Below are 20,406 nucleotides of genomic sequence, written 5' to 3'. Positions count from 1 at the left end.
CGCACCGGCACCGCGCTCGCCCGCGTTTTCCAGGCCGTTCACCCTCGAAGTTTCAGCCAGGAGGACCAGTGACAACCGCCACCGCCACCCAGACCATTTCGCGTCGTCGCGTGCGTGTCTGGTTCGGTGAGCACGTGATCGCCGACTACAACGCCGAGCCGGCGTTGGCCGAGCGGTACGCAGACGCCATGAGCCGTCGATTCGCGGGTCTTCGGGTCACCAACGACCCGATGCCCAACGTCGACAGGCTCCCCGACCCCCTGCCCGGCGAGCGTATGTGGGACGTAGCACCCCGCTGAGAAAAGAACCTCCGGTACCTTTCGCGTTCCGTACTCACCAGACAACCCACGCGGAACGTGGCCAAGGTCGAGTCGCCTCACCTCGACCACCTAAGGAACCGGTGATTGGGCGGCAAGCGAGTGTGGGCGTTCTGCCCCTCGCTTGCCGCCATTTTCTCCCCTGTAAATGCGCCTGACAAAAACAACCTCGTTCGCACCGGATCCCCCAGCTCCGGTGCGAACGTTTTTCACTTCTGCGCGTAGTACTCCGGTTTCATCTGGATGAGCTGCACGTAATTGCCGTCCGGGTCGATCAGCGTCGCGAACCAGCCGATCCCGCGGTCCTCCGGGTGCACCAGCCAGTCGACGTCGAGCGTCCGCAGGTGCGCGGCCGCCGCCTGGATGTCGTCGACGGCGAAGTTCACGATGTGCCGCCCCGGTTCGGAGTTCTTGGCCGTCACGTCGTCGCGCTGCTCGATCACCAGACCGAACCCGCCGAGGTCCAGGTTGCCGTACCCGTCGACCTCCGCCCGGAACCCGTCCCGGTACCACGCCTTCAACCGCTCCGCGTCCGCACTGCCGAGCAACATGCTGTTGAGAATCACGATCATTCCTCTCGCCTGACACTGACCTCGGTACGTCGGAACTGTCGGCCGGCTCTCGACATGGCCCGCTCGGCGCGGATGATGAACAGATGAAGTTCACCGCCGAGCTGCTGTCCACCGGCAAGAACACCGCCGGCTTCGAGGTACCCGACGCGGTCGTGGAGTCGCTCGGGGGCGGCGGCCGCCCGAAGGTGAGCGTCACGGTCAACGGGTACACCTTCCGTACGTCGATCGCGCGGATGGGCGGACGCTACCTGCTCGGATTCAGCGCGGACCGCCGTACCGAGGCCGGCGTCACGCCCGGCGACGTACTGGACGTCGACGTCGAACTCGACACAGCTCCCCGCGAACTCGACATCCCCGAACCGCTGGCAACCGCCCTCGCCGCGGACCCGGAGGCCAAGGCGTTCTGGGACACCCTCAGCTACAGCAACCGCCAGTGGCACACGCTCCAGGTAACCTCCGCCAAAGCCGAAGCCACCCGCACCCGCCGCATCGAGAAGTCGATCGCCGCCCTCCGCGAGGGCCGCGCTCGCTGAGGGTCAGCAGTACGAGCGGCAGCCGCGGTCTGCGCCGTACGTCCGGTGACTCGCCGCGACCACCGTCACGGGGGACAGCTGACCGCCGTCATGCCAGCTGTTCAGGAACTGCTGCGGTGCGACGGCCCCGCGCCGGATCCACCACATGTTGGGCCCCGTCGGCCAACTGATCCCGAAGTGCAGATGTGGTGGTGTCCCCTGGGCGCTTCCCGTCTTCCCGGTCCGTCCAAGAGATTGCCCCGCCCGCACCTGCACGCCTGGCGCGATGCCGGGCTGAATCGCCGAGAGATGAGACCCGTAGTACCGAACGCCGTCCACCCCCACCACCGAAACCGACAGCCCACCGCGGTCAGCACCTCGGTTCGACTTCGGATCCCACGCGTCGACCCGCGTCACCTCGTCAACCCGCCCGTCGACCGGCGCAACGAACAAACACCCAACACGCGCAAAGACGTCCGACGCCGGATAGTCATGATGACTCTGCGAAGCATCCGCCCGACACCCACCAACGGGAAACACATACCGGGGTGCGGCGACAGCCCGCGACGGACTGCGCGTAACCGTCGGCGTACTGGACGGAGCGCGCACACTCGGACTCGGTTCAGCTGTGGGTCGCGACGTCAGCTTGAGCATGCCGCCGCCGACGGCGACCACCACCGCCAGCAGAACAACAGCCCAAACCCGTCGCGTCACAGGTACCACCATGCCGGAGTTCTGTTCATCCGGCGCACATCTCTTGGTCATGGGGAAAGGCGATGATCGCGGCGATTCCGTCTGGAGAGGACCGTCGATGGGGCACTCGCACTCGCACGATCACCATCAGCCGAATGTCGAGTTGGATCAGGGGACTTTGGCTGCGTTGGACGAGTCGGTGCCGGACAGTGATCTGTCGCCGGCGGAGGTTTCGCGGCGGGGGTTGCTGCGGTCGGCCGGGATTCTCGGGGGTACGGCGGCGCTCGCCGTGACGGGTGCGCAGTTCGCGGCGGCGACGGCGCCCAAGGACGGGTGGGTCTTCCGGCACGGCAACCGGCCGAACGTGTGGCTGGCCGGCGATCACCACATCCACACGCAGTTGAGCTCCGACGGCATGTACCGCGTCATCGACCAGGCTCGCCACGCCACGGCGTACGGGCTGGACTGGCTCGTCATCACGGACCACGGCGGCGCGACGCATGCGCGGATCGGCGTCGACCTGGTCAATCCGCAGATCAAGGCGGCCCGCGCCGAACTGCGCGACACCTTGATCTTCCAGGGGCTCGAGTGGAACATCCCGGCGGCCGAGCACGGCACGGTGTTCGTCGCACCGGGAAGCCGCGAGGTCGACGTACTGAAGCAGTTCGAGAACGGGTACGACGGCAGCGTGAACAACGCGAGTGCGAACTCGCCGGCCAACGAGGCGCTCGCGGTGTCCGGCATCCAGTGGCTCGGTCAGCAGGTCGACAAGCGCCGGGTCGCGGACGCGCTGTTCCTCGCCAACCACCCGGCCCGCAACGGCATCGACAGCCCGCACGAGATCCGCAACTGGCGTGACGCCGACCCGCGGATCGCGATCGGCTTCGAGGGCGCGCCCGGTCATCAGGCCGGCGGCCTCCCGAAGGGCATCGGCGCCGGCAACGCCCGCGGCATCTACGGCAACGCCCCGAACCCGAACTCGTTCCCCGGCTACCCGGCCGAGAGCTACCGCACCTGGGGCGGCTTCGACTGGATGACCGCGACTGTCGGCGGCCTGTGGGACAGCCTGCTCGCCGAGGGCAAGCCGTGGTGGATCACCGCGAACTCAGACTCGCACGTGAACTGGAACGAGACGTCCCGGCGCCCCGACGGCTCCAGCCAGGAACAGTTCGACCGCGACGGCCGCTACATGGACCCGGTCTACGGCAACACCGTCAGCTCCACCGCGAGCGACTTCTGGCCGGGCTTCTACAGCCGAACCCATGTCGGCGCCGACCGCCGTGACTACCTCGCGGTGATGGAGGGCCTGCGCCACGGCCGCGTCTGGGTCGACCACGGCGCGCTGGTGAAGGGTGTCGAGGTCGAGGTCCGCGAGGTCGGCAAGCGGTACGGCGAACCGCTCGGCGGCGCGTTGATCGTGCAGAAGGGCCGCGCGATCGAACTCGTCGTACGGATCACCACGCAGACCGTGCCGAACTGGGCGAACTTCGTGCCGGCGCTCAACCGGGTCGACGTGATCCAGGGCTCGGTCACCGGACCGGCCGGCGACAAGGACACGATGACCGCGCCGAACACCAAGGTCGTCAAGCAGTGGGACACCGCGGGCAAACGCGGCACGTTCGAGTTGGTGCATCCGCTCGGTCGCGCCGAGGAAGCGCAGTACGTGCGGGTCCGCGGCACCGACGGGAACCGGAGCCAGCCCGGATACCTGGGTGCGGCGGTGGACCCGGCCGGCCCCAAGCTCGACGTGGTCGGCGACGCGGATCCGTGGGTCGACCTGTGGTTCTACACCAACCCGATCTGGGTGCTGCCGAAGTGATCGTCGCGGTCGACGCCGACAGCTTGGACACGGCCGCGGCAGATCACCTCGTCTACGACCTGCTCGATGCTGTCGACCAGCCGGTCGTCGCCCTCACCCACATGGTGGCGGGCGACGACCGTCCGCATGTCGCGGTATCCCTCACGAGTACGGCGGATCTCGCGGAGCCGATCCGCGCAATGGTTGCCGACCGCAACGTTGGGCTCGCGGTCACGCGACCCGGCGCATCCGAGCCGGAGCTGGCCGGGCCGAGCCGCCTGGTCCGCGGCGCGTACGTCGCCGCCGTCGAGGCTGCCCTGGGTACGGCGGGACGTGTGGTCCGCTGGCCCGGTCACGAGCAGGCGCACGGCGTACTGCCCGCAGCCGAACTCCGCGTCCGCTGCGGTATCGACCACCTGGAAGCTATCGGCGGCATCCCGATCGCGGACGACACCTTGATCGACACCCTCGACTTCCTGCGCCCCCTCCGCCGCGACGGCCGCCTGATCCTCCAGGTCCAGCCGTCCGCCGGCGACCTCCTCATCCCCTTCGAACTCCAACACCAACAGAAGTGCTGCACCGACCACTAACCAGGCGCGCCGAAATCGTTCATCGTGAGCTTGTCGCGGGTCGTACCGCAGCCGAGACAGCGCTCGTAGCGCTGACCTTCCTCGTTGTGCTCGGTCTTCCACGTGTGCAGGTGGAGCCGACACCGAAGCGGCTTCTTCATGCTTCGACAGTAGGTCGGTAGGCCCTCCGCCGACAGGCGTCAGCTGTTGGTGTTCCAGGTGGACGAGTTCTCGAGTACCTCGGGTAGTTCGCCGACCACTCCTAGGCGTTGGGTGCAGCGGGTCAGGGAGACGTAGAGGTCGCGCAGGCCGCGGGGAGACTCGATCACGATGCCGTCCGGGTCGACGACCAAGACGGAGTCGAACTCGAGGCCCTTGGCTTCGCGGGCGGTGAGGACCGTGACGCCGGTCAGGCCGTCAACGGCCTCCTGGATCAGCTCGAGCCGGTTGCGGGACGTGATCACGCCGACTTCGCCGTACGCCGTCTCCTCGGCCGCCATCTTGTAGACGTACAAGGCCTGTTCGGCCGCCGGTACGTCGGCGTGCCACGGCTTCACGCCCGTGGAGCGGACCGATTGCGGCGCTCGCGCCGACGGGTCGACCTCGCGCAGCACGGCGTGGGCGAGCTCCATCACCTCGGCCGGTGTGCGGTAGTTCAACGTCAGCTCCGCCAGCCGCCAACGATCGCCGAACGTCTCGCCCAGTGCGGACGACCACGACGTACCGCCGCCGATCGAGCTCGTCTGCGCCACGTCACCGACGACCGTCATCGAGCGCAGCGGGCACCGTCGCGCGATCGCGCGCCACGCCATCGGCGACAGTTCCTGCGCCTCGTCGACGATCACGTGACCGTACGTCCACCGCCGGTCCGCGGCCGCGCGATCCGCGAGCGTCCGGTCATCCTCCGCCTCGAACCGCTCGGCGAACGCCTCGGCATCGAGAATGTCCTTGGCAGTAAGGATTTCCGCCTCGTCGTCCTCGTCGAAGTCGGTCGACCCCGAACCGGCGAGTACGTCCAGAGCCCCTTGTGCATAAGCGATCGAACGCGCCCGCGCGGCCCGCTCACGCGCGGCCTCGGACCCATCGTCACCGAGCAGTTCCGCCGCCTCGTCCAGCAGCGGTACGTCGGACTGACTCCAGTCGTCGCCGTACCGCAACAGGTGTTCGCGATCCAGCGCGGACAACTGCGGCGCCGCGGACGCGAGCCGCTCCTCGTCGCCGTACAGATCCTCCAGCAACCGCTGCGGACTGAGCAACGGCCAGAGCCGCTCGAGCAGCGCCTGTACGGCGGGCTCCGCGAGCACCTCGCTGCGTAGTTCGGCGAGGTCGTACTCGTCGAGCAACTGCTCCCCGTCGAGCGGATCGGTGCCGATCAGTTCGGCGTACTGATTGGTGAGGTGGTCCGTGATCTCGTTGAGGACGAACGGACGCGCCTGATTGTGGGTCAGGTTGCGGTTGCGGACTCGTGCGTGGACCGTCTCGCACACGGACGGGTCGAGAGTGAGCTCCGTGCGTTCGACGGTCACGTGGACCGGGCGTTCCGGGATCCACTGCCGATCGGTGACCGCGTTCGCGATCACGTCGGCCATCACCGTCCGGCCCTTCACCTCGGCGCTCTCCGGAGACTCCGGACGGTTCGCGTGCACGCCCGGGAACAGCTCGGCGATCGTGACCAGCCGAACGCCGTCCTCACCGAGCGACGGGAGCACCTGGCCGATGAACCGCAGGAACGCCGCATTCGGCCCGACAACGAGAATTCCGCGCTTTTCCAGTTGTTCACGATGTGTGTACAACAGAAATGCCGCACGGTGCAGTGCGATTGCCGTCTTTCCGGTGCCCGGGCCGCCTTGGACGACGAGGATTCCGGGCAGTTCGGAGCGGATGATCCGGTCCTGATCGGCCTGGATCGTCTGCACGATCGACTCCATCTGGCCGGTCCGGCGGGCCTCCAGCGCCTTCATCAGCACGGCCTCGCCGATCACGCCGGTGCCGGGCTTCGACGCGTCGGCGGCCTCCCGCCCGAGGTCGAGTTGCTCGTCCTGGACGTCGACCACCCTCCGCAACCGGGTCTGGATGTGCCGGCGGCGGACGACGCCGTGGTTGGCCACCGCGGTCGCGATGTAGAACGGCCGCGCCGCCGGGGCACGCCAGTCCACCAACAGGGGTTCGTAGTCGTCGTCGTGCAGACCGATCCGGCCGAGGTGCAGGATCTCGCCGTCGCCGGCGTCCAGGCGGCCGAAGTACAGGCCCTCCTCGGCGGCGTTCAGCCGGGCCTGCCGGAGCTTGAGGTCACGGATCCGCCCGTCGCGCTGGTGCAGCGCCTGGGCGTTGCGGGTATGGACCAGTTGTTCGTCGTCGGAGCGCGCGTCGGTGCGCTCCCGCTCGGCGTCGAGCGCGGCGTAGAACGTGATCAGGTTGGCCTGTTCGGTGTCGACTGGATTCGGCAATTCCTGTCCCTTGTGTTAAAATCCGTGCCGTTGGTTCAAGCCGCATTTCTGGAATTCTCCCGGCGGCAGCCACAAATCCTTGAGTTTATCCGGTGCCCGGGTTTTCCTGTAGTGGTGTTCCACGCCATCGTCCCGCCGTACCTGCTCGAGCAGCTCGAGCGATCCGCGGGTGACCCCAGCGTTCGTGCCCGGATCAGGCAGTCCTTGCAGCACGACGCCGTACTGCGAACGCGGCCCGCGGTCGGCCGGGAGCGCGTGGCCGCGGCGGAGGGCGGCCGGCAGCGCAAGGTGTACGACGCCGAGAACGGGACCGATCTGCCGGGCACCCTGGTCCGCTCCGAGGGCGACGCCGCGGTCAAGGATCAGGCGACGAACCAGGCCTACGACGGAACCGGCGCGACCTGGACGTTGTACAAGGAGTGCTACGGGCGCGACTCGATCGACGGCGCCGGCCTCGTGCTCACCTCGACGGTGCACTACGACCGCGGGTACGCGAACGCGTTCTGGGACGGCGCGCAGATGGTCTTCGGCGACGGGGACGGCGAGATCTTCGGGAACTTCACGTCGTCGATCGATGTCACCGGCCACGAGCTGACCCACGGCGTCACGCAGTACACCGCGAACCTCGCGTACGAGGGCCAGTCGGGCGCGCTGAACGAGAGCATCTCGGACGTCTTCGGGTCGCTCGCGAAGCAGCACGCCCTCGGTCAGAGTGCCGCGGACGCCGACTGGCTGATCGGGGCGGGACTGTTCCAGCCCGGTGTGCAGGGCGTCGCGCTGCGGTCGATGAAGGCACCCGGGACGGCGTACGACGATCCGCGGCTGGGGAAGGATCCGCAGCCGGCCGACATGTCGGGGTACGTCGACACGGTCGACGACAACGGCGGCGTACACATCAACTCGGGCATCCCGAACCGCGCGTTCTACCTGGTCGCAGCGGAGCTCGGCGGGAACGCGTACGACGACGCCGGCAAGATCTGGTACGGCACGCTGACGTCGGGCAGCCTCTCGTCGTCGGCGTCCTTCAAGGACTTCGCGGCTGCAACCCAGGCCGTGGCGCGGGACCTCTTCGGCGACGAGTCGCCGCAACTCGCCGCGGTGACCAAGGCCTGGCAGACGGTCGGCGTCCTGGGGGACCAGACTTCACTCATGAATGCCGCCCAGACCAACCTCGAAACCAGCACCCCACCTGCCGCACCACCTGACCAGCAGCCCTCCGACCAGCAGCCCTCCGACCAGCCGCTGCCCGCCGAGTGAAGACGAAGCCCTGGCTCTGGCCGGCGAACGCGGTAGGGATGCTGGTGATCGCGGTCGCGGCGATCCTGCAGCCGGTGACGATGCTGTCGATCCCCTGCGACGCGCCGACGTGTGATCCGCACGGCTACGTCGCGATCTTCAGCGTCTTCCCGACGGCGTTCGTGGTCATCGTCGCGCTGATCGCGCTCGGCATGCTGAACGGGCGCAGACGGTCCGGGTTCGGCGTGGCGATCTTTGCGGCCGCGGCCTGTGCCGGAATGCTCGTGCTGTTCGGCGCCGTCCTGATCGCACCGGTGCGGTGGCCGCTGGGCGCGGTGACGTTGGTGGTCGCGAGCCTGGCGATCGAGGGGTTGCGGTCCGCACCGGTACCTGCCCGCAGGTGAGACGGTTTGACCTCAAGTCGTCTTGAGGTATTAGCGTCGTTGGTCGTGACAGTTCATCCGCTGCGGCTCGTCGTGCTGACGCGCAACCTCGACGCCGGGCGGTTCGGGACGGCGGTCACGCGGTGGTTCGCGCGGGAGGTCGAGCGCGCGGACGAGTTCAAGCTCGACCTGATTGACTTGAGTGCGGTGTCGCTAAGCGAGTTGCCGGGGCGGATCGAGGACGCGGACGCGGTGATGATCGTCACGGCGGAGTACAACCACGCCTACCCGGGCGACGTGAAGACCGCGATCGACGCCGTACGCCGGCCTTGGTACGCGAAGCCGGTCGGTTTCGTGGTGTACGGCGGACGCTCGGGCGGACTGCGCGCGGCCGAGCAGCTCCGGCTCGTCTTCGGCGAACTGCACGCGGTGACGATCCGCGACAGCCTCGGCTTCCGCGAAGAGGACTTCACCGACGACGGCGAACCGGCCGACCCCACGACGACATCGGCCGCGGCAGCCCTCCTCCGCCAACTCGCCTGGTGGGCCCGCTCCCTCCGCGACGCCCGCGCGGACCGGCCGTACCCGGCATAGCGAACCGCCATGCAGGCAGAACGCCGGTTCGGGCCTCGAATCCGCCCGAATTCCGCAGTTGTGTCTGCGTAGCCGTCCGGAATAGCTCGTCGCAGGCGGTGGTTGGCTCTCAACGTGACCGCCGAACCGATGCCCCTGTCCGTGCTCGACCTCTCGCCGGTGCCGACGGGTACGCGGCCGTCGCAGGCGCTGCACGAGACCTTGGAACTGGCCCGCACCGCCGAGGCCGCCGGGTATCACCGGTTCTGGCTGGCGGAGCACCACAACATCCCGAGTGTGGTGAGCACCAGCCCCGAGGTGATGATCGCGGCGGTGGCGGCCGCGACGTCGACGATCCGGGTCGGCTCCGGCGGAATCATGCTGCCGAACCACTCCCCGCTCAAGGTCGCCGAGACGTTCCGCGTCCTCGGTGGGCTGTACCCGGACCGCATCGACCTCGGCCTCGGGCGCGCACCGGGCACCGACCAGCGCACCGCGCTCGCGTTGCGCCGCAGCCGTGAGGCACTCGGGGCGGATGACTTCACCGAGCAGTACGCCGAGCTCCGCGCGTACGCCGAAGGGTTCCCGGCGGGGCATCCGTTCGCGCCGATCAGCGCGCAACCGGACGACGTACCGCTGCCGCCGGTGTGGATCCTCGGGTCCAGCACGTACGGCGGTCAGGCGGCTGCCGCGCTTGGGACCGGGTTCGCGTACGCCGGCCACTTCGGGACACTCGATCCGGCTGGCGTGATCTCGGCGTACAAGGCGAACTACCAGCGGCTCGAGCACGACGGCGGACCGCACGCGATCCTCGCGCTCGCCGCGATCGTCGCCGAGACCGAGGAACGTGCGCAGCAGCTCGCTCGCGCGAACGCGCTCTCCATGCTCCGCCTCCGGTCCGGCCGCCCGGGCCCGCTGCCATCGCCCGAAGAAGCCGAGGCCTACCCGTGGTCCGACGCGGAGATCGCCGCCGTGGAGGAGTGGGCCGGCCTGGTCTCCGTCGGCACCCCCGACCAGGTAGTCGCCGACCTACGTCGCCGCGCTGACTCCGCCGGCGCCGACGAACTGATCATCACCACGAACATCCACAACCCCGCCGAACGCCGCCGCTCCTTCCAGCTCCTCGCCGACGCCTGGGGCCTGAAGCCGCGCTGAACCTGCAGCACTCACCAACCACCACAAACCCCCGGATCTCCGGGGCGCTCGAGCGTCAGCTTGCCGGCGCTCGTGAGGTTGGTGAGTGGTGCGCGTCCGGGGTCCCGCGGACGTGTTCGAAGATGAGGCTTGTTTCTGCGTGGCTGACTGCTGGATCGGCGGTCAGGTGGTCGAGGACGAACTCCCGGAGCGCGTCCGGCGTGGCCGCAGAGACGTGCAGTAGGTAGTCGTTCGCGCCGCTGACGTGGAACAGCGACAGGACCCCAGGGAGCCGGGGGACCTTCGTGCGGAAGCGGTCGATCTCGTCGCGGGAGTGCGCACCGATCCGGATCGCGATCAGCGCCTGCAGCGGCTGACCCAGCGCGGCCAGGTCCACGTCAGCGTGGAAGCCGCGGATCACCCCGCGCTCCCGGAGTGACCGCACCCGGGTCAGGCATGTCGACGGCGCGATGCCGGCCGCCTCGGCGAGCGCGTTGTTCGGCATCCGGCCGTCCGCGGTCAGCAGTCCGACCAGCGTCCGGTCCACCTCGTCGAGCCCATCGGGCACCGGCCGCGGAGCCGGTCCCGGGCTCCGACGATCCTTCGGCATGCCCCCACTGTAGGGCCCGTCCACAGAATCCACAGCGTGTGGACAGGCCTGTGGACGAATTTTCTTCGGAACTCTTGCCTCAATCCGCAGAAGATTCCACAGTCGCCTCAGTTATCCACAGGTGGAGGAGGCCCCCATGCTCGACACCCGTGCAGTACACGCCGGCCGCGACGACCTGGCCGCTCTCGGCGTCCACGTCCCCCCGATCGACCTGTCCACCACCTATCCGCTCCCCGACGTCCACACCGGCGGATCGTCGTACGACGAACTCGCGCAGGGCCGCGGGCCCGACGGCGGGAGCCTCGTCTACCAGCGCCTGTGGAACCCGACGGTCGCTCGCTTCGAGGACGCACTCGCGGAGCTCGAGCACACCGACGGCGCGGTCGCCTTCGGGTCCGGCATGGCCGCGCTCACCGCGTGCCTGCTCGCCACCGTCGCCGCAGGCCGTCCACACGTGGTCGCCGTACGGCCCCTGTACGGCGGCACCGACCACCTGTTGTCCACAGGCCTCCTGGGGACAACCGTCACGTACGCCGAGCCGAGCGAGGTCGCCGGAGCGATCCGCCCGGACACCGGCCTCGTGATCGTCGAGACCCCGGCGAACCCGACCGTCGACCTCGTCGACATCGCGTACGTCGCCACCGCGGCCGGCGACGTACCGGTCCTGGTCGACAACACGTTCGCGACGCCGGTCCTGCAGCAACCGGCTCGGCACGGGGCGAGCCTGGTGTTGCACTCGGCAACCAAGTACCTCGGCGGTCATGGCGACGTTATGGGTGGCGTCGTCGCGGCCGGCGTGGAGTGGGTCGGCCGGCTTCGGCAGATCCGCGCTGTGACAGGTGGCCTGCTGCACCCGTTGGCGGCGTACGAACTGCACCGGGGACTGCAGACGCTGCCGGTTCGAGTACGGGCGCAGCAGGCGACCGCCATCAAGGTCGCGGACTGGCTGTCCGCGCAGCCGACCGTCGAACGGGTCCACTACCCGGGCCTGACCGATCCGGCAGGGCTGATCGGACGCCAGCAGGCGGGGCCGGGGGCTGTCCTCGCATTCACCCTCAGCGGCGGCTACGAGGCGGCATCCCGGGTCGCGAGCGGCCTGAACCTCATCACCCACGCCGTCTCGCTGGGCGGCGTGGACACCCTCATCCAGCACCCCGCCGCGCTAACCCACCGCCTAGTCGCATCAGAGGCCAAACCAACCGACGCCCTACTCCGCCTAAGCCTCGGCCTAGAAGACCCCGAAGACCTAACAACCGACCTAGCCCAAGCCCTCACCCTCGCCTGACGCCCCAACTTTGAGAACCCACCAACCAGATTTCGGCCGCGAAAGTGGTTGGTGGCTTCTCAAAGTTGGATTCTGCGCAGGGCAGAACGGTGTGGGGAGTCTGCTCAGGGCAGATTCTGGGCGGTGGACCTTCCTGGGGTGGCACACTCGGTACAGGAGATCCGGAGGCGAGGAGGGCCAGACGTGTTGCTACGCCAGGTGATCGGAAGCGTTTTCCGCCGGCTGCGGCGCGAGCGGGGAATCACCCTCCGTGAGCTCGCCGAGGTGGCCCAGGTGTCGGTGCCGTACCTGTCCGAGATCGAGCGCGGTCGCAAGGAGCCCTCCTCGGAGATCCTCGCCGCGATCTGCCGGGCACTCGACCTCGAACTGTCGGACCTGCTCGCCGAGGTGCAGTTCGACCTGACCACAGCGGTCCGCTCGACGCTGCCTGTCCACCTGCAGACCGCCGCGATCCGCGTCGAGGACGCCGCGGCCCGCCGCATCCCGTCCGGTCCGCGCGCGTACTCCTCCATCCCCACGGCGTACACGCTCGTCGCCTAGAAAATCGCTCACGCCCGGCGGCCGATGTCCTTAGCCTGACCTGGTGCCGAACCATGTGAAGCGCCGTACGCCAGCCGCGCCGGGGTCGATCCCGGCTGTCCTGCAGATGTTCGAGTCCGAGGTCCGCTTCTACCGCGAGGTCGCGCCGGTCGTCGGCGTCCGCGTGCCGGAGTGCTACCAGGCGGAGTCCGATGCGGACGGAACACTGCTGGTCCTCGAGGACCTCTCCGACTGGACCCCGGGCGCGGAGCCGGCCGCCGGCGCACGGGCGCTCCGCGAACTCCACGACCGCTGGCGGGGCCGCGCGCAGGACGAGTGGGCGTGGCTGCGACCGGTCGGTGCCGGCGAAGAGCTGGTGGCCGAGCTCTACGACCGCACCTGGCCGGCCTTGGCGCAGCGGTCCGATCTGTCCGCGCCGGTTCGTGCGTACGGCGAGCGCCTGGTCGGGAGAGTCCTACAGGCGGAGGCAGCTGTTGCGCGGGCCGGTGAGCTGACGTTGGCCCACGGTGACGCGTCGGCGCAGAACATGCGGACCGGACCCGACGGGCAGGTGGCGCTGCTCGACTGGGAGGACGTGTCGGCGGCCCCCGGCGTACTGGATCTCGCGTGGTTCCTGGTGTCGTCCGTCGAACCGTCACGGTGGCCGGAGGCGTTGACGGCGTACGGCGAGGTTGACGGGCTCGACGTGGTGCTGCCGTCGGTGATGGTGCAGGGGTATCTGAGCATGTCCGATCTGCCCGATGGTGAGGGCGGCGAGTGGAACGCTCGCCTCGAAGCTGCGGTGGTGATGCTGTGAGGTACGTCGTACGTTTCCCGGTCGATGATCCGGAGTTGTCGGCGTTGCATGCTGCTGCGTTCGAGGGGGAGCCGGACGTGCAGCCGTGGGCGGAGCGGCTGAAGCGGTGGGCGCTGACCTGGGTGGGGGCCTTCAGCAATGATCAGCTGGTCGGGTTCGTGCAGGTGTGCTGGGACGGCGGTGCCCACGCGTTCGTGCTGGACACCGCCGTACATCCTGATCACGGTCGGCAGGGGATCGGCAAGCAACTCGTGCTGACCGCGGCCGAGGAGGCCCGCAAGGCCGGGTGCGAGTGGCTGCATGTCGATTACGAGCCGCACCTCAAGGCCTTCTACGAAGACGCCTGCGGCTTCCGCCCGACCGACGCGGGTCTGCTCAAGCTCCGATGACGGTCAGGCGTTCGGTCGAGATGCAGGACGTCAGGCAGCGTTCCTTCGCGTCGCCGAGCAGGTCGGCCGTCCACGTGGTGAAGCCGCCGTCGCCCAGCCCCTCAGTGCCGCTGCCCAGGCCCGCGCCGCCGAGTCCGATGCCGAGCCCGGTGCCGGCGTAGTAGCTCGCGCTCTTGGTCCGCTCGGTGTCCTCGGTGAACGCGACATCGAGCGCCGGACGGACCGTGTCCTCGATCCGGTCGCGCAACGACGACTCGGTGAACATCGTGAAACTGAGCTCGGCCTTGTCGCCGAGGACGGCGTGCCAGAAGCTCAGGTGGTCGATCAGCAGCTCGGCCTCGGTCCGGCACGATCCGGTGTCCCGGGCGCTCGACACCAGCACGAACAGCTCGAAGTGCGCGGACATCCCCGGACCGTCGAACGGCTGCGCGCGCACCACCCGCTGACAGGCCGCCAGGTGTACGCGGTCCTGCCCGGCACGACGTCGTACGGCGGCCTCGATCGCCAGCTCGTTGGTCGGGTCGCTGGCGACCTCGGTGCCGCGAATCGTGCTGACGACCTGATGCTGGTTGATCGTCGCGATCGCCGACGACGTGCCCAGCGGCGTGACCGGAGACAGCTGCACGCCGTCGAACTTCTCCGGGAGCAGCTCCCACAAACGCTGCTGCGTCTGCACCAGCTCCCGCGGATCGATGGTCGACGGCTGCACGAACCGGTCCTGCTGCCAGCGCTGCAGGAGCCGCGCCGGCGTCACCTTGGCCGCGCGCTGACGCGTCACGTCCAGCAGCACGGACTGCAACTCGGACTGGCTCAACCGGTCCACGAGGGCATCCCGGCTACCGTCCGGCAGCTTGGCCCAGAATCGTTCGCTAACGTCTCCCATCGCTCTACTCTGACCGATATTTCCCCTGATCCGCGCCTGATTTATGCCGTATCGTCGTCACCATGACACTTCCGCGCCCGCACCCGTGACCCTCTGACCGAGGGCTGTCCGTCCGCATCGTCGCCTTCGAGGCGTTGCAGGACTTCATCCCGCTCTACCCGCTGTACCAGCTGCTCTTCGCCGATCACGGGCTGTCGGCTGCCCAGATCTCGACGCTGTTCGTCATCTGGTCGGCGACCGGGTTCGTTCTCGAGGTGCCGTCCGGCGCGTGGGCGGACTCGTACTCACGGCGCAAGCTGCTGATCCTCGGCGCCCTGCTCAGCGGCCTCGGGTACGCCGCCTGGATCACGCTCCCGTCGTACCCCGGATTCGCGCTGGGCTTCGTCCTGTGGGGTACGTCGTCGGCCCTGATCTCCGGGACCTACGAGGCGTTCGTGTACGACGAACTCGCCGCGCGGGACCGTACCGAGCACTATCCGACGCTCCTCGGTCGCGCGCGATCCGCATCGTTCGTGATGAACCTGGCCGCGACCGCGCTGGCGACTCCGCTGTTCAACCTCGGCGGCTACACGTTGGCCGGTGTGGTCAGCGTGCTGAGCTGTGTTGTGCAGGCTGGAGTTGCGTGGTCGTTGCCAGAGGCGCGCCCGGTCGAGGCCGCCCGGGAGTCGGACGAGCCGGGTGCACGGGCGGCGTTCGGCAACTATCTCCACATGCTGAGGTCCGGCGTGACGGAGGTGCTGACGAGTCGGCTGGTCCGGCGGTCCGTTGCGCTGGTCGCGTTGCTGGGCGGCTTCCTGGCGTTCGACGAGTACTTCCCGTTGCTTGCCCGGGAGACCGGCGCGGCGACGAGCGTGATCCCGTTGCTGATCGCGGGAACCGTTGCGGCACAGGCGATCGGTAGTGCGCTCGCCGGACCGGCATACAAGTTGCCTGCAGCAATCTTCGCGGCGGCGCTCGCGGCGACCGCGGTGCTGATCGCGACCGGATCGCTGAGCCGGTCGGCGTGGGGGTTCCTGCCGATCGCGCTCGGGTACGGACTGATGCAGCTGGTGATCGTGGTGTCCGAGTCGCGCCTGCAGGACGCGATCACCGGCCCGGCACGGGCGACCGTGACCTCGGTGTCCGGGCTGTTCGCCGAGGTCTCCGCGATCGCGGTGTACGGCGGGTTCGCGCTCGGATCGGTGTGGTTCACGATGTCGATCCTCGTGGCGGCGTTGACGATCCCGGTGCTGCTGACGGCGTTCGTCGTACCGTTCGCGCTGCCGTCGCCCCGTAGTTCGGTGAGCGCCGAACCGACCGACACCTAGCCTCACATCATGAGTAGCGAGAGCGTTCTATCTCTATGAGGAAACAGGCTGTGCTCGTCGGCAGCGCGGCCGCGGTGACCGTCGTGTTGTGGGCGTCGGCATTCGTCGCGATCCGCCATGTCGGCCAGGAGATGTCGGCCGGTGCGCTGACGCTCGGGCGGCTCCTGATCGGCAGTGTGTTGCTGGGGATCTTCGTGTTCACCCGGCCGCGGCGCTGGCCGGCCCGTGAAGACTGGAAGCTCCTGCTGGTGTGCGGGCTGCTCTGGTTCGGGGCGTACAACCTCGCCTTGAACGCGGCGGAGCGGCACTTGGACGCGGGGACCACGGCGATGCTCGTGAACATCGGGCCGCTGCTGATCGCGTTGCTGGCCGGGGTGTTGCTGAAGGAGTGCTTTCCGCGGCAGTTGGTGATCGGGAGTGCTGTCGCGTTCGGCGGGGTGGTGTTGATCGGACTGTCGTCGTCTAGCGGTAAGGCCGAGGTGTGGGGTGTTGTGCTCTGCCTGGCGGCCGCGGCGGCGTACGCGATCGGGGTCGTGTCGCAGAAGCCGCTGCTCTCGCGGCTGCCCGCGCTGGAGGTGACCTGGTTGTCGTGCGTGATCGGCGCCGTTGCCTGCCTGCCGTTCGGGCCCGCGCTGGTCCGGGAGGTGCGGCCCTCGACGATCTGGTGGGTGGTGTTCCTCGGTGCGTTCCCGACCGCGATCGCCTTTACCACTTGGGCTTACGCGTTGGCTCGGACGACAGCGGGACGAATGGGCGCCACGACGTACCTCGTCCCGCCGATCACGATCTTCCTCGGTTGGCTGCTGCTCGGCGAGAGGCCGGCGCCGCTCGCGTACGCCGGTGGCTTGCTGTGCCTGATCGGGGTCGCGGTCTCGCGCTACCGGCGGCGGGCCGTCGCCGCGATGCCCGCGGTGAAGGTCGACAGTCCGGACTCGAAGCCGCTGTCGAAGTCGTAGGCGAGGCCGTCGGCGCCGAGGTCGTTGACGATCCGGGTCAGGGTCGGGGCCCTGTGGGCGGGCAGCGCGCGGACCCGGGTGAGGAGGTCGGGGGCGAGCTCGAACGTCTCCGCGCGTACCGACGCCTCGCCGAGACTGAAGCCGTGGAGGAAGTCGATCAGGGTGTTCGCGGCCTCGAAGATCTCGCGCGGTGCGAGGCCGGCCCGGTCGAGCGCTCGGTAGAACGGCTCCATCGTGACCACGACGACGTCCGACACCGCGGACGTGTCGGACAGCACCTGTAGCGCGAGGTTCGGGTGCTGGCGGAGACCGTCGCGGTAGGCGCGGGCGGCCTGCTTGAGTTGCTCGTCCCACGGGACGGCATCGCCCGGGTCGGGGAGTTCCAGGCCGGCGAACACGAGTTCCGCGAGACCGGCGAGGACGGCTGCCTTGTTCGGCAGGTGGTGGTACAGCGACATCGGGTTGACCTTCAGCGTGGCGGCCAGCCGCCGCATGGTCAGCGCGTCGATGCCCTCGTCGTCGACGATCCCGAGCGCGGCGGTCAGGATCGTGTCCCGGCTCAGCCGCTCCTCCCCGGCGCGGGGTCGGCCGGAGCGCTTGCCGCCATTAACCATACGACGTATGGTACATAATCGTACAACGTATGGATAAGGAGGGCGGCATGCAGCCGTTGGCAGGAAAGGTGGCGCTGGTCGCCGGTGCGACCCGGGCAGCCGGCCGGGGAATCGCGGTCGAGCTCGGCGCGGCCGGCGCGACCGTGTACGTGACCGGGCGGAGCACGCGGGACCGGCGGTCCGAGATGAATCGGCCGGAGACGATCGAGGAGACCGCGGAACTGGTCGACAAGGCCGGCGGCCACGGCATCGCCGTACCTGTGGATCATTTGGATCCGGAACAGGTCCGTGCCCTCGTCGAGCGGATCGAGCGCGAGCAGGGCGCGCTGCACATCCTGGTGAACGACATCTGGGGTCAGCACAGTGAGCCCGAGTGGGACAAGACCGTCTGGGAGAGCGATCTCGAGGGCGGTCTCCGGCTGCTGCAGCTGGGCGTGAACACGCACGTGATCACCAGCCACTACGCGTTGCCGTTGCTGATCAAGTCACCCGGCGGGCTGGTGATCGAGATGACTGACGGCACGAACGAGTTCAACGCCGACAACTACCGCGTCTCGTTCTTCTACGACGTCGCGAAGGGCGCGGTGGGGCGGATCGCGTTCGCGTTGGCGCATGAGTTGGACAAGTACGACGCGACCGCCGTACTGCTCACACCCGGCTGGCTGCGGTCCGAGGCGATGCTCGAAGGGTTCGGCGTCCGCGAGGAGAACTGGCGGGACGCGACCGAACGGGTCCCGCACTTCGCGATCTCCGAAAGCCCGTCGTACGTCGGCCGCGCGGTAGCGGCCCTCGCGGCGGACCCCGACGTACGACGCTGGAACGGCAAATCTACGTCGAGCGGCGAACTCGCCCAGGTCTACGACTTCACCGACCTCGACGGCTCCCGCCCCGACGCCTGGCGCTACATCGTCGAAGTCGAGAACGCCGGCAAACCCGCCAACACCACCGGCTACCGCTAAAGCTCGTACGGCGGGCACACCTCGTCGCCACCCGCCGGAACCGCGACGGCGCCCACCGACAACCGGGCCTGCGCCGGATCGACCGGGGCGTGCGCGGTCTCGACCGACAGAGGGGCGTGGGGGTGTGCGGCTGCGATGGGGATGCCTGTTGCGGCTGCCAGCGCGAGGAGATCGCGGCGTGAAGTGATGGCGACGGCGGGGTCGCGTTCGTACACGTACGTCAGCTCCGGCCAGCGCGCCTGCGCCGGGTGCACCAGCACGTCACCGCCGAGGATCGCCCGCTCGGTCACCACCGACTGATGCCCAGGCGTATGCCCCGGCGTAGGCACCAACCGCGTCCCGCGCAGCGCGACCTCCCCGTCGACCACCCGCAGTTGCCCGGCGTCCTCGATCGGCTGGATCCGGTTCGAGTACGTCGACCCGCCCCGCACGTGCTCGAGCTCATCCCGCTGTACGACGTACTCCGCCCGCGGAAACCCCGCCCGCACCCCGTCCGACACCCACCCCACATGGTCCAGATGCACATGCGTCAACACGACCGCATCCACATCCGCAGCCTCCACCCCCACCTGCTCCATCAACTGAGGCAACCGCCCCGCAACCCCCAACCACGCAGCCGCCTCCCCACCAGCCGGCCCAACCCCCGCATCCACCAACACGACACCCGCGTCAGACACCACCAAATAACTATGAAAATGCAGCAACCACCCCTCCCCCCGAACATTCCCCGGCATCACCCGCCGAGTCCACTCCGCCTCGACATCCCCCCACCCAGGCAAAGCCTCCCCAACCCCCTCCGGAAACACAGCCACCGCATCACACAAAACCGTCACGTCCACACCGGAACTCATCACAGACCCACCCACGGTCGCTCCGCCGACCACCCGGCCGCGAACCCCAGCTCATGAAGGCCGCGCCCGCACGCCGGGAACTCCTCGGTGACCAGCGTCTGGATCTGGACCACCCAACCGGGCCGTTGTCCGATCCACGCCAGCAGGAACCCGATGATGCACAGGGTCGAATAGATGCGGAAGTGCGTCACCCGGCGGTCGCTCAGGTGGTGCAGATCGGGGATCGAACGCAGATGACTCGGTGCGATCTGGTCGACCAGGTTCCTGTTCCACAGCCGAGAATGATGGGCACAGACGTTCCGGAGGTAGTTGAGCACCCGCAGCCAGTTGGCGAGAGCGGCGCCGTTGCCGTCACCGTGCCGATCGACGACTCCGAGCCGTGCTGCGATCTCGTTGCGGTCGGCGACCTTCAGGCCCTGGAAGAGATAGCTCAGCGAGCCGAAGTCGAGGATCTCGGTCATCACCCAGACAGGCAGCCTCCCGTCGTACTTGTGCTGGAAGTGCAGGACGAAGTCTTCCGACGATCTGGTCTGCGCAGTCAGCACCTTGCGCAGCCATCGGTCGTAGGTGCTCGCGCGCCCACCGCTCGACTGCACGAATCGACCGTCGAGATTGCCGGCGTCGAGATGCGCATACGCGCCGCGCCGTCCCAGCGTGAAGCCGATCATCACCCGAACTGAGATCTCGATGCGCTCGATCGCGTCGAGCACGGCGAGCTTCAGCCGGCGGTCGGCGTCGTAGAGCCGGACCACTGTCCGGAAGTTCGTGCCTTCGACGAAGTCGTCGTCGCGCGGCGCGTCGGTGCGCTGCCGGCGGTACGTGTACCAATAGCCGCTCAGCCGGTAGTAGCCGATGACGCTGAGGAGGTGCTCCGCTTCGGCTTCGTCGTCGATGATCAGGCCTCTGCTCTTCAGCAATCCGACTTGGTCGGCGAAGGCGAGGTGGGGCTTGGTGTAGGTGGTCATCGGGGTCCCCCAGGAAA

The 20,406-nt window shown here is 68.5% G+C and carries 24 protein-coding genes and 1 pseudogene; 15 read left to right on the top strand and 10 right to left on the bottom strand.

The window, feature by feature from the left end; all coding sequences use genetic code 11:
• Window positions 1-68 precede the first annotated feature (68 nt).
• On the top strand, window positions 69-299 hold the full coding sequence (locus OHB24_RS10255) for a hypothetical protein (protein WP_327638730.1): 231 nt from the start codon (window positions 69-71) through the stop codon (window positions 297-299).
• A gap of 227 nt (window positions 300-526) precedes the next feature.
• Here OHB24_RS10255 and OHB24_RS10250 read toward each other — a convergent pair whose 3' ends face one another.
• Entirely contained in the window at window positions 527-883 is a 357-nt protein-coding gene (locus OHB24_RS10250) for a VOC family protein (RefSeq protein ID WP_442913959.1), read from the bottom strand.
• Between the two features lie 89 nt (window positions 884-972).
• Between OHB24_RS10250 and OHB24_RS10245 the strand changes: the two genes are divergently transcribed.
• The gene (locus OHB24_RS10245) at window positions 973-1,422 is read left to right on the top strand and encodes a YdeI/OmpD-associated family protein (protein ID WP_327638728.1); all 450 of its coding nucleotides are present in this window, start codon (window positions 973-975) and stop codon (window positions 1,420-1,422) included.
• A 3-nt stretch (window positions 1,423-1,425) separates the two neighbouring features.
• Here OHB24_RS10245 and OHB24_RS10240 read toward each other — a convergent pair whose 3' ends face one another.
• The gene (locus OHB24_RS10240) at window positions 1,426-1,569 is read right to left on the bottom strand and encodes a hypothetical protein (protein ID WP_327638727.1); all 144 of its coding nucleotides are present in this window, start codon (window positions 1,567-1,569) and stop codon (window positions 1,426-1,428) included.
• A 30-nt stretch (window positions 1,570-1,599) separates the two neighbouring features.
• Window positions 1,600-2,055 (bottom strand): annotated as a pseudogene (locus OHB24_RS43275) (hypothetical protein); the annotation flags it as partial.
• Window positions 2,056-2,212: 157 nt separating this feature from the next.
• Here OHB24_RS43275 and OHB24_RS10235 point away from each other — a divergent pair.
• Window positions 2,213-3,913, top strand: coding sequence for a PHP domain-containing protein (locus tag OHB24_RS10235; RefSeq protein ID WP_327638726.1), 1,701 nt, complete (start codon window positions 2,213-2,215; stop codon window positions 3,911-3,913).
• Entirely contained in the window at window positions 3,910-4,482 is a 573-nt protein-coding gene (locus tag OHB24_RS10230; RefSeq protein WP_327638725.1) for a hypothetical protein, read from the top strand. Before OHB24_RS10235 ends, OHB24_RS10230 begins: the two co-directional genes overlap by 4 nt.
• On the opposite strand, the gene OHB24_RS10225 is transcribed toward OHB24_RS10230, so the two are convergent.
• Together OHB24_RS10225 and OHB24_RS10220 are read right to left on the bottom strand one after the other, a co-directional pair.
• Complete coding sequence (locus tag OHB24_RS10225; RefSeq protein ID WP_327638724.1) at window positions 4,479-4,622, bottom strand: hypothetical protein; 144 nt, start codon at window positions 4,620-4,622, stop codon at window positions 4,479-4,481. The two genes, OHB24_RS10230 and OHB24_RS10225, sit on opposite strands and share 4 nt — an antisense overlap.
• 39 nt (window positions 4,623-4,661) lie before the next feature.
• Entirely contained in the window at window positions 4,662-6,908 is a 2,247-nt protein-coding gene (locus OHB24_RS10220; RefSeq protein ID WP_327638723.1) for a HelD family protein, read from the bottom strand.
• A gap of 114 nt (window positions 6,909-7,022) precedes the next feature.
• On the opposite strand from OHB24_RS10220, the gene OHB24_RS10215 reads away from it, so the two are divergent.
• From OHB24_RS10215 to OHB24_RS10200, 4 genes are all read left to right on the top strand, one after another.
• On the top strand, window positions 7,023-8,165 hold the full coding sequence (locus OHB24_RS10215) for a M4 family metallopeptidase (protein ID WP_327638722.1): 1,143 nt from the start codon (window positions 7,023-7,025) through the stop codon (window positions 8,163-8,165).
• A complete protein-coding gene (locus OHB24_RS10210; RefSeq protein ID WP_327638721.1) occupies window positions 8,162-8,548 on the top strand; it encodes a hypothetical protein in 387 nt (128 codons plus the stop codon). Before OHB24_RS10215 ends, OHB24_RS10210 begins: the two co-directional genes overlap by 4 nt.
• A 45-nt stretch (window positions 8,549-8,593) precedes the next feature.
• Window positions 8,594-9,121, top strand: a complete 528-nt coding sequence (locus OHB24_RS10205; protein WP_327638720.1) for an NADPH-dependent FMN reductase — start codon at window positions 8,594-8,596, stop codon at window positions 9,119-9,121.
• A gap of 114 nt (window positions 9,122-9,235) precedes the next feature.
• The gene (locus OHB24_RS10200) at window positions 9,236-10,255 is read left to right on the top strand and encodes an LLM class flavin-dependent oxidoreductase (RefSeq protein ID WP_327638719.1); all 1,020 of its coding nucleotides are present in this window, start codon (window positions 9,236-9,238) and stop codon (window positions 10,253-10,255) included.
• Window positions 10,256-10,310: 55 nt separating this feature from the next.
• Here OHB24_RS10200 and OHB24_RS10195 read toward each other — a convergent pair whose 3' ends face one another.
• Window positions 10,311-10,844: an Lrp/AsnC family transcriptional regulator gene (locus tag OHB24_RS10195; RefSeq protein WP_327638718.1), complete on the bottom strand. Its 534-nt coding sequence runs from the start codon at window positions 10,842-10,844 to the stop codon at window positions 10,311-10,313.
• Window positions 10,845-10,980: 136 nt separating this feature from the next.
• Here OHB24_RS10195 and OHB24_RS10190 point away from each other — a divergent pair, with 136 nt between their 5' ends.
• The 4 genes from OHB24_RS10190 (at window position 10,981) to OHB24_RS10175 (ending at window position 13,854) form a co-directional block, all read left to right on the top strand.
• Complete coding sequence (locus OHB24_RS10190) at window positions 10,981-12,129, top strand: trans-sulfuration enzyme family protein (protein ID WP_327638717.1); 1,149 nt, start codon at window positions 10,981-10,983, stop codon at window positions 12,127-12,129.
• Window positions 12,130-12,312: 183 nt separating this feature from the next.
• Entirely contained in the window at window positions 12,313-12,669 is a 357-nt protein-coding gene (locus OHB24_RS10185; RefSeq protein WP_327638716.1) for a helix-turn-helix domain-containing protein, read from the top strand.
• 43 nt (window positions 12,670-12,712) lie between these two features.
• On the top strand, window positions 12,713-13,465 hold the full coding sequence (locus OHB24_RS10180) for a phosphotransferase family protein (RefSeq protein WP_327638715.1): 753 nt from the start codon (window positions 12,713-12,715) through the stop codon (window positions 13,463-13,465).
• Window positions 13,462-13,854 (top strand): GNAT family N-acetyltransferase, encoded by a 393-nt coding sequence (locus OHB24_RS10175; protein ID WP_327638714.1) that lies wholly within the window; start codon window positions 13,462-13,464, stop codon window positions 13,852-13,854. The genes OHB24_RS10180 and OHB24_RS10175 overlap by 4 nt, the downstream gene beginning before the upstream one ends.
• On the opposite strand, the gene OHB24_RS10170 is transcribed toward OHB24_RS10175, so the two are convergent.
• The gene (locus OHB24_RS10170; RefSeq protein ID WP_327638713.1) at window positions 13,841-14,737 is read right to left on the bottom strand and encodes a hypothetical protein; all 897 of its coding nucleotides are present in this window, start codon (window positions 14,735-14,737) and stop codon (window positions 13,841-13,843) included. The two genes, OHB24_RS10175 and OHB24_RS10170, sit on opposite strands and share 14 nt — an antisense overlap.
• A gap of 134 nt (window positions 14,738-14,871) precedes the next feature.
• Between OHB24_RS10170 and OHB24_RS10165 the strand changes: the two genes are divergently transcribed.
• Entirely contained in the window at window positions 14,872-16,044 is a 1,173-nt protein-coding gene (locus tag OHB24_RS10165) for an MFS transporter (RefSeq protein ID WP_327638712.1), read from the top strand.
• A 35-nt stretch (window positions 16,045-16,079) separates the two neighbouring features.
• The gene (locus OHB24_RS10160; protein ID WP_327638711.1) at window positions 16,080-17,000 is read left to right on the top strand and encodes a DMT family transporter; all 921 of its coding nucleotides are present in this window, start codon (window positions 16,080-16,082) and stop codon (window positions 16,998-17,000) included.
• On the opposite strand, the gene OHB24_RS10155 is transcribed toward OHB24_RS10160, so the two are convergent.
• Entirely contained in the window at window positions 16,922-17,614 is a 693-nt protein-coding gene (locus tag OHB24_RS10155) for a TetR/AcrR family transcriptional regulator (RefSeq protein ID WP_327638710.1), read from the bottom strand. The two genes, OHB24_RS10160 and OHB24_RS10155, sit on opposite strands and share 79 nt — an antisense overlap.
• Window positions 17,615-17,661: 47 nt before the next feature.
• On the opposite strand from OHB24_RS10155, the gene OHB24_RS10150 reads away from it, so the two are divergent.
• Window positions 17,662-18,573: an SDR family oxidoreductase gene (locus tag OHB24_RS10150; protein WP_327638709.1), complete on the top strand. Its 912-nt coding sequence runs from the start codon at window positions 17,662-17,664 to the stop codon at window positions 18,571-18,573.
• On the opposite strand, the gene OHB24_RS10145 is transcribed toward OHB24_RS10150, so the two are convergent.
• Together OHB24_RS10145 and OHB24_RS10140 are read right to left on the bottom strand one after the other, a co-directional pair.
• On the bottom strand, window positions 18,570-19,307 hold the full coding sequence (locus OHB24_RS10145) for an MBL fold metallo-hydrolase (RefSeq protein ID WP_327641039.1): 738 nt from the start codon (window positions 19,305-19,307) through the stop codon (window positions 18,570-18,572). The two genes, OHB24_RS10150 and OHB24_RS10145, sit on opposite strands and share 4 nt — an antisense overlap.
• A gap of 116 nt (window positions 19,308-19,423) precedes the next feature.
• Window positions 19,424-20,389: an Abi family protein gene (locus OHB24_RS10140; protein ID WP_327638708.1), complete on the bottom strand. Its 966-nt coding sequence runs from the start codon at window positions 20,387-20,389 to the stop codon at window positions 19,424-19,426.
• Between the last annotated feature and the right edge of the window lie 17 nt (window positions 20,390-20,406).

It is taken from the genome of Kribbella sp. NBC_00482 (genome assembly GCF_036013725.1).
GTDB lineage: Bacteria > Actinomycetota > Actinomycetes > Propionibacteriales > Kribbellaceae > Kribbella.
This window is presented reverse-complemented; position numbering and strand designations above follow the sequence as displayed.

Bases quoted from the DNA above. Each gene is read 5' to 3' on its own strand.
- OHB24_RS10245 (WP_327638728.1), top strand. From the start codon at position 973: ATGAAGTTCACCGCCGAGCTGCTGTCCACCGGCAAGAACACCGCCGGC.
- OHB24_RS10240 (WP_327638727.1), bottom strand. From the start codon at position 1,569: ATGTGGTGGATCCGGCGCGGGGCCGTCGCACCGCAGCAGTTCCTGAAC.
- OHB24_RS10235 (WP_327638726.1), top strand. From the start codon at position 2,213: ATGGGGCACTCGCACTCGCACGATCACCATCAGCCGAATGTCGAGTTG.
- OHB24_RS10225 (WP_327638724.1), bottom strand. From the start codon at position 4,622: ATGAAGAAGCCGCTTCGGTGTCGGCTCCACCTGCACACGTGGAAGACC.
- OHB24_RS10195 (WP_327638718.1), bottom strand. From the start codon at position 10,844: ATGCCGAAGGATCGTCGGAGCCCGGGACCGGCTCCGCGGCCGGTGCCC.
- OHB24_RS10190 (WP_327638717.1), top strand. From the start codon at position 10,981: ATGCTCGACACCCGTGCAGTACACGCCGGCCGCGACGACCTGGCCGCT.
- OHB24_RS10170 (WP_327638713.1), bottom strand. From the start codon at position 14,737: ATGGGAGACGTTAGCGAACGATTCTGGGCCAAGCTGCCGGACGGTAGC.
- OHB24_RS10160 (WP_327638711.1), top strand. From the start codon at position 16,080: ATGAGGAAACAGGCTGTGCTCGTCGGCAGCGCGGCCGCGGTGACCGTC.
- OHB24_RS10155 (WP_327638710.1), bottom strand. From the start codon at position 17,614: ATGGTTAATGGCGGCAAGCGCTCCGGCCGACCCCGCGCCGGGGAGGAG.
- OHB24_RS10150 (WP_327638709.1), top strand. From the start codon at position 17,662: ATGCAGCCGTTGGCAGGAAAGGTGGCGCTGGTCGCCGGTGCGACCCGG.
- OHB24_RS10145 (WP_327641039.1), bottom strand. From the start codon at position 19,307: ATGCCGGGGAATGTTCGGGGGGAGGGGTGGTTGCTGCATTTTCATAGT.
- OHB24_RS10140 (WP_327638708.1), bottom strand. From the start codon at position 20,389: ATGACCACCTACACCAAGCCCCACCTCGCCTTCGCCGACCAAGTCGGA.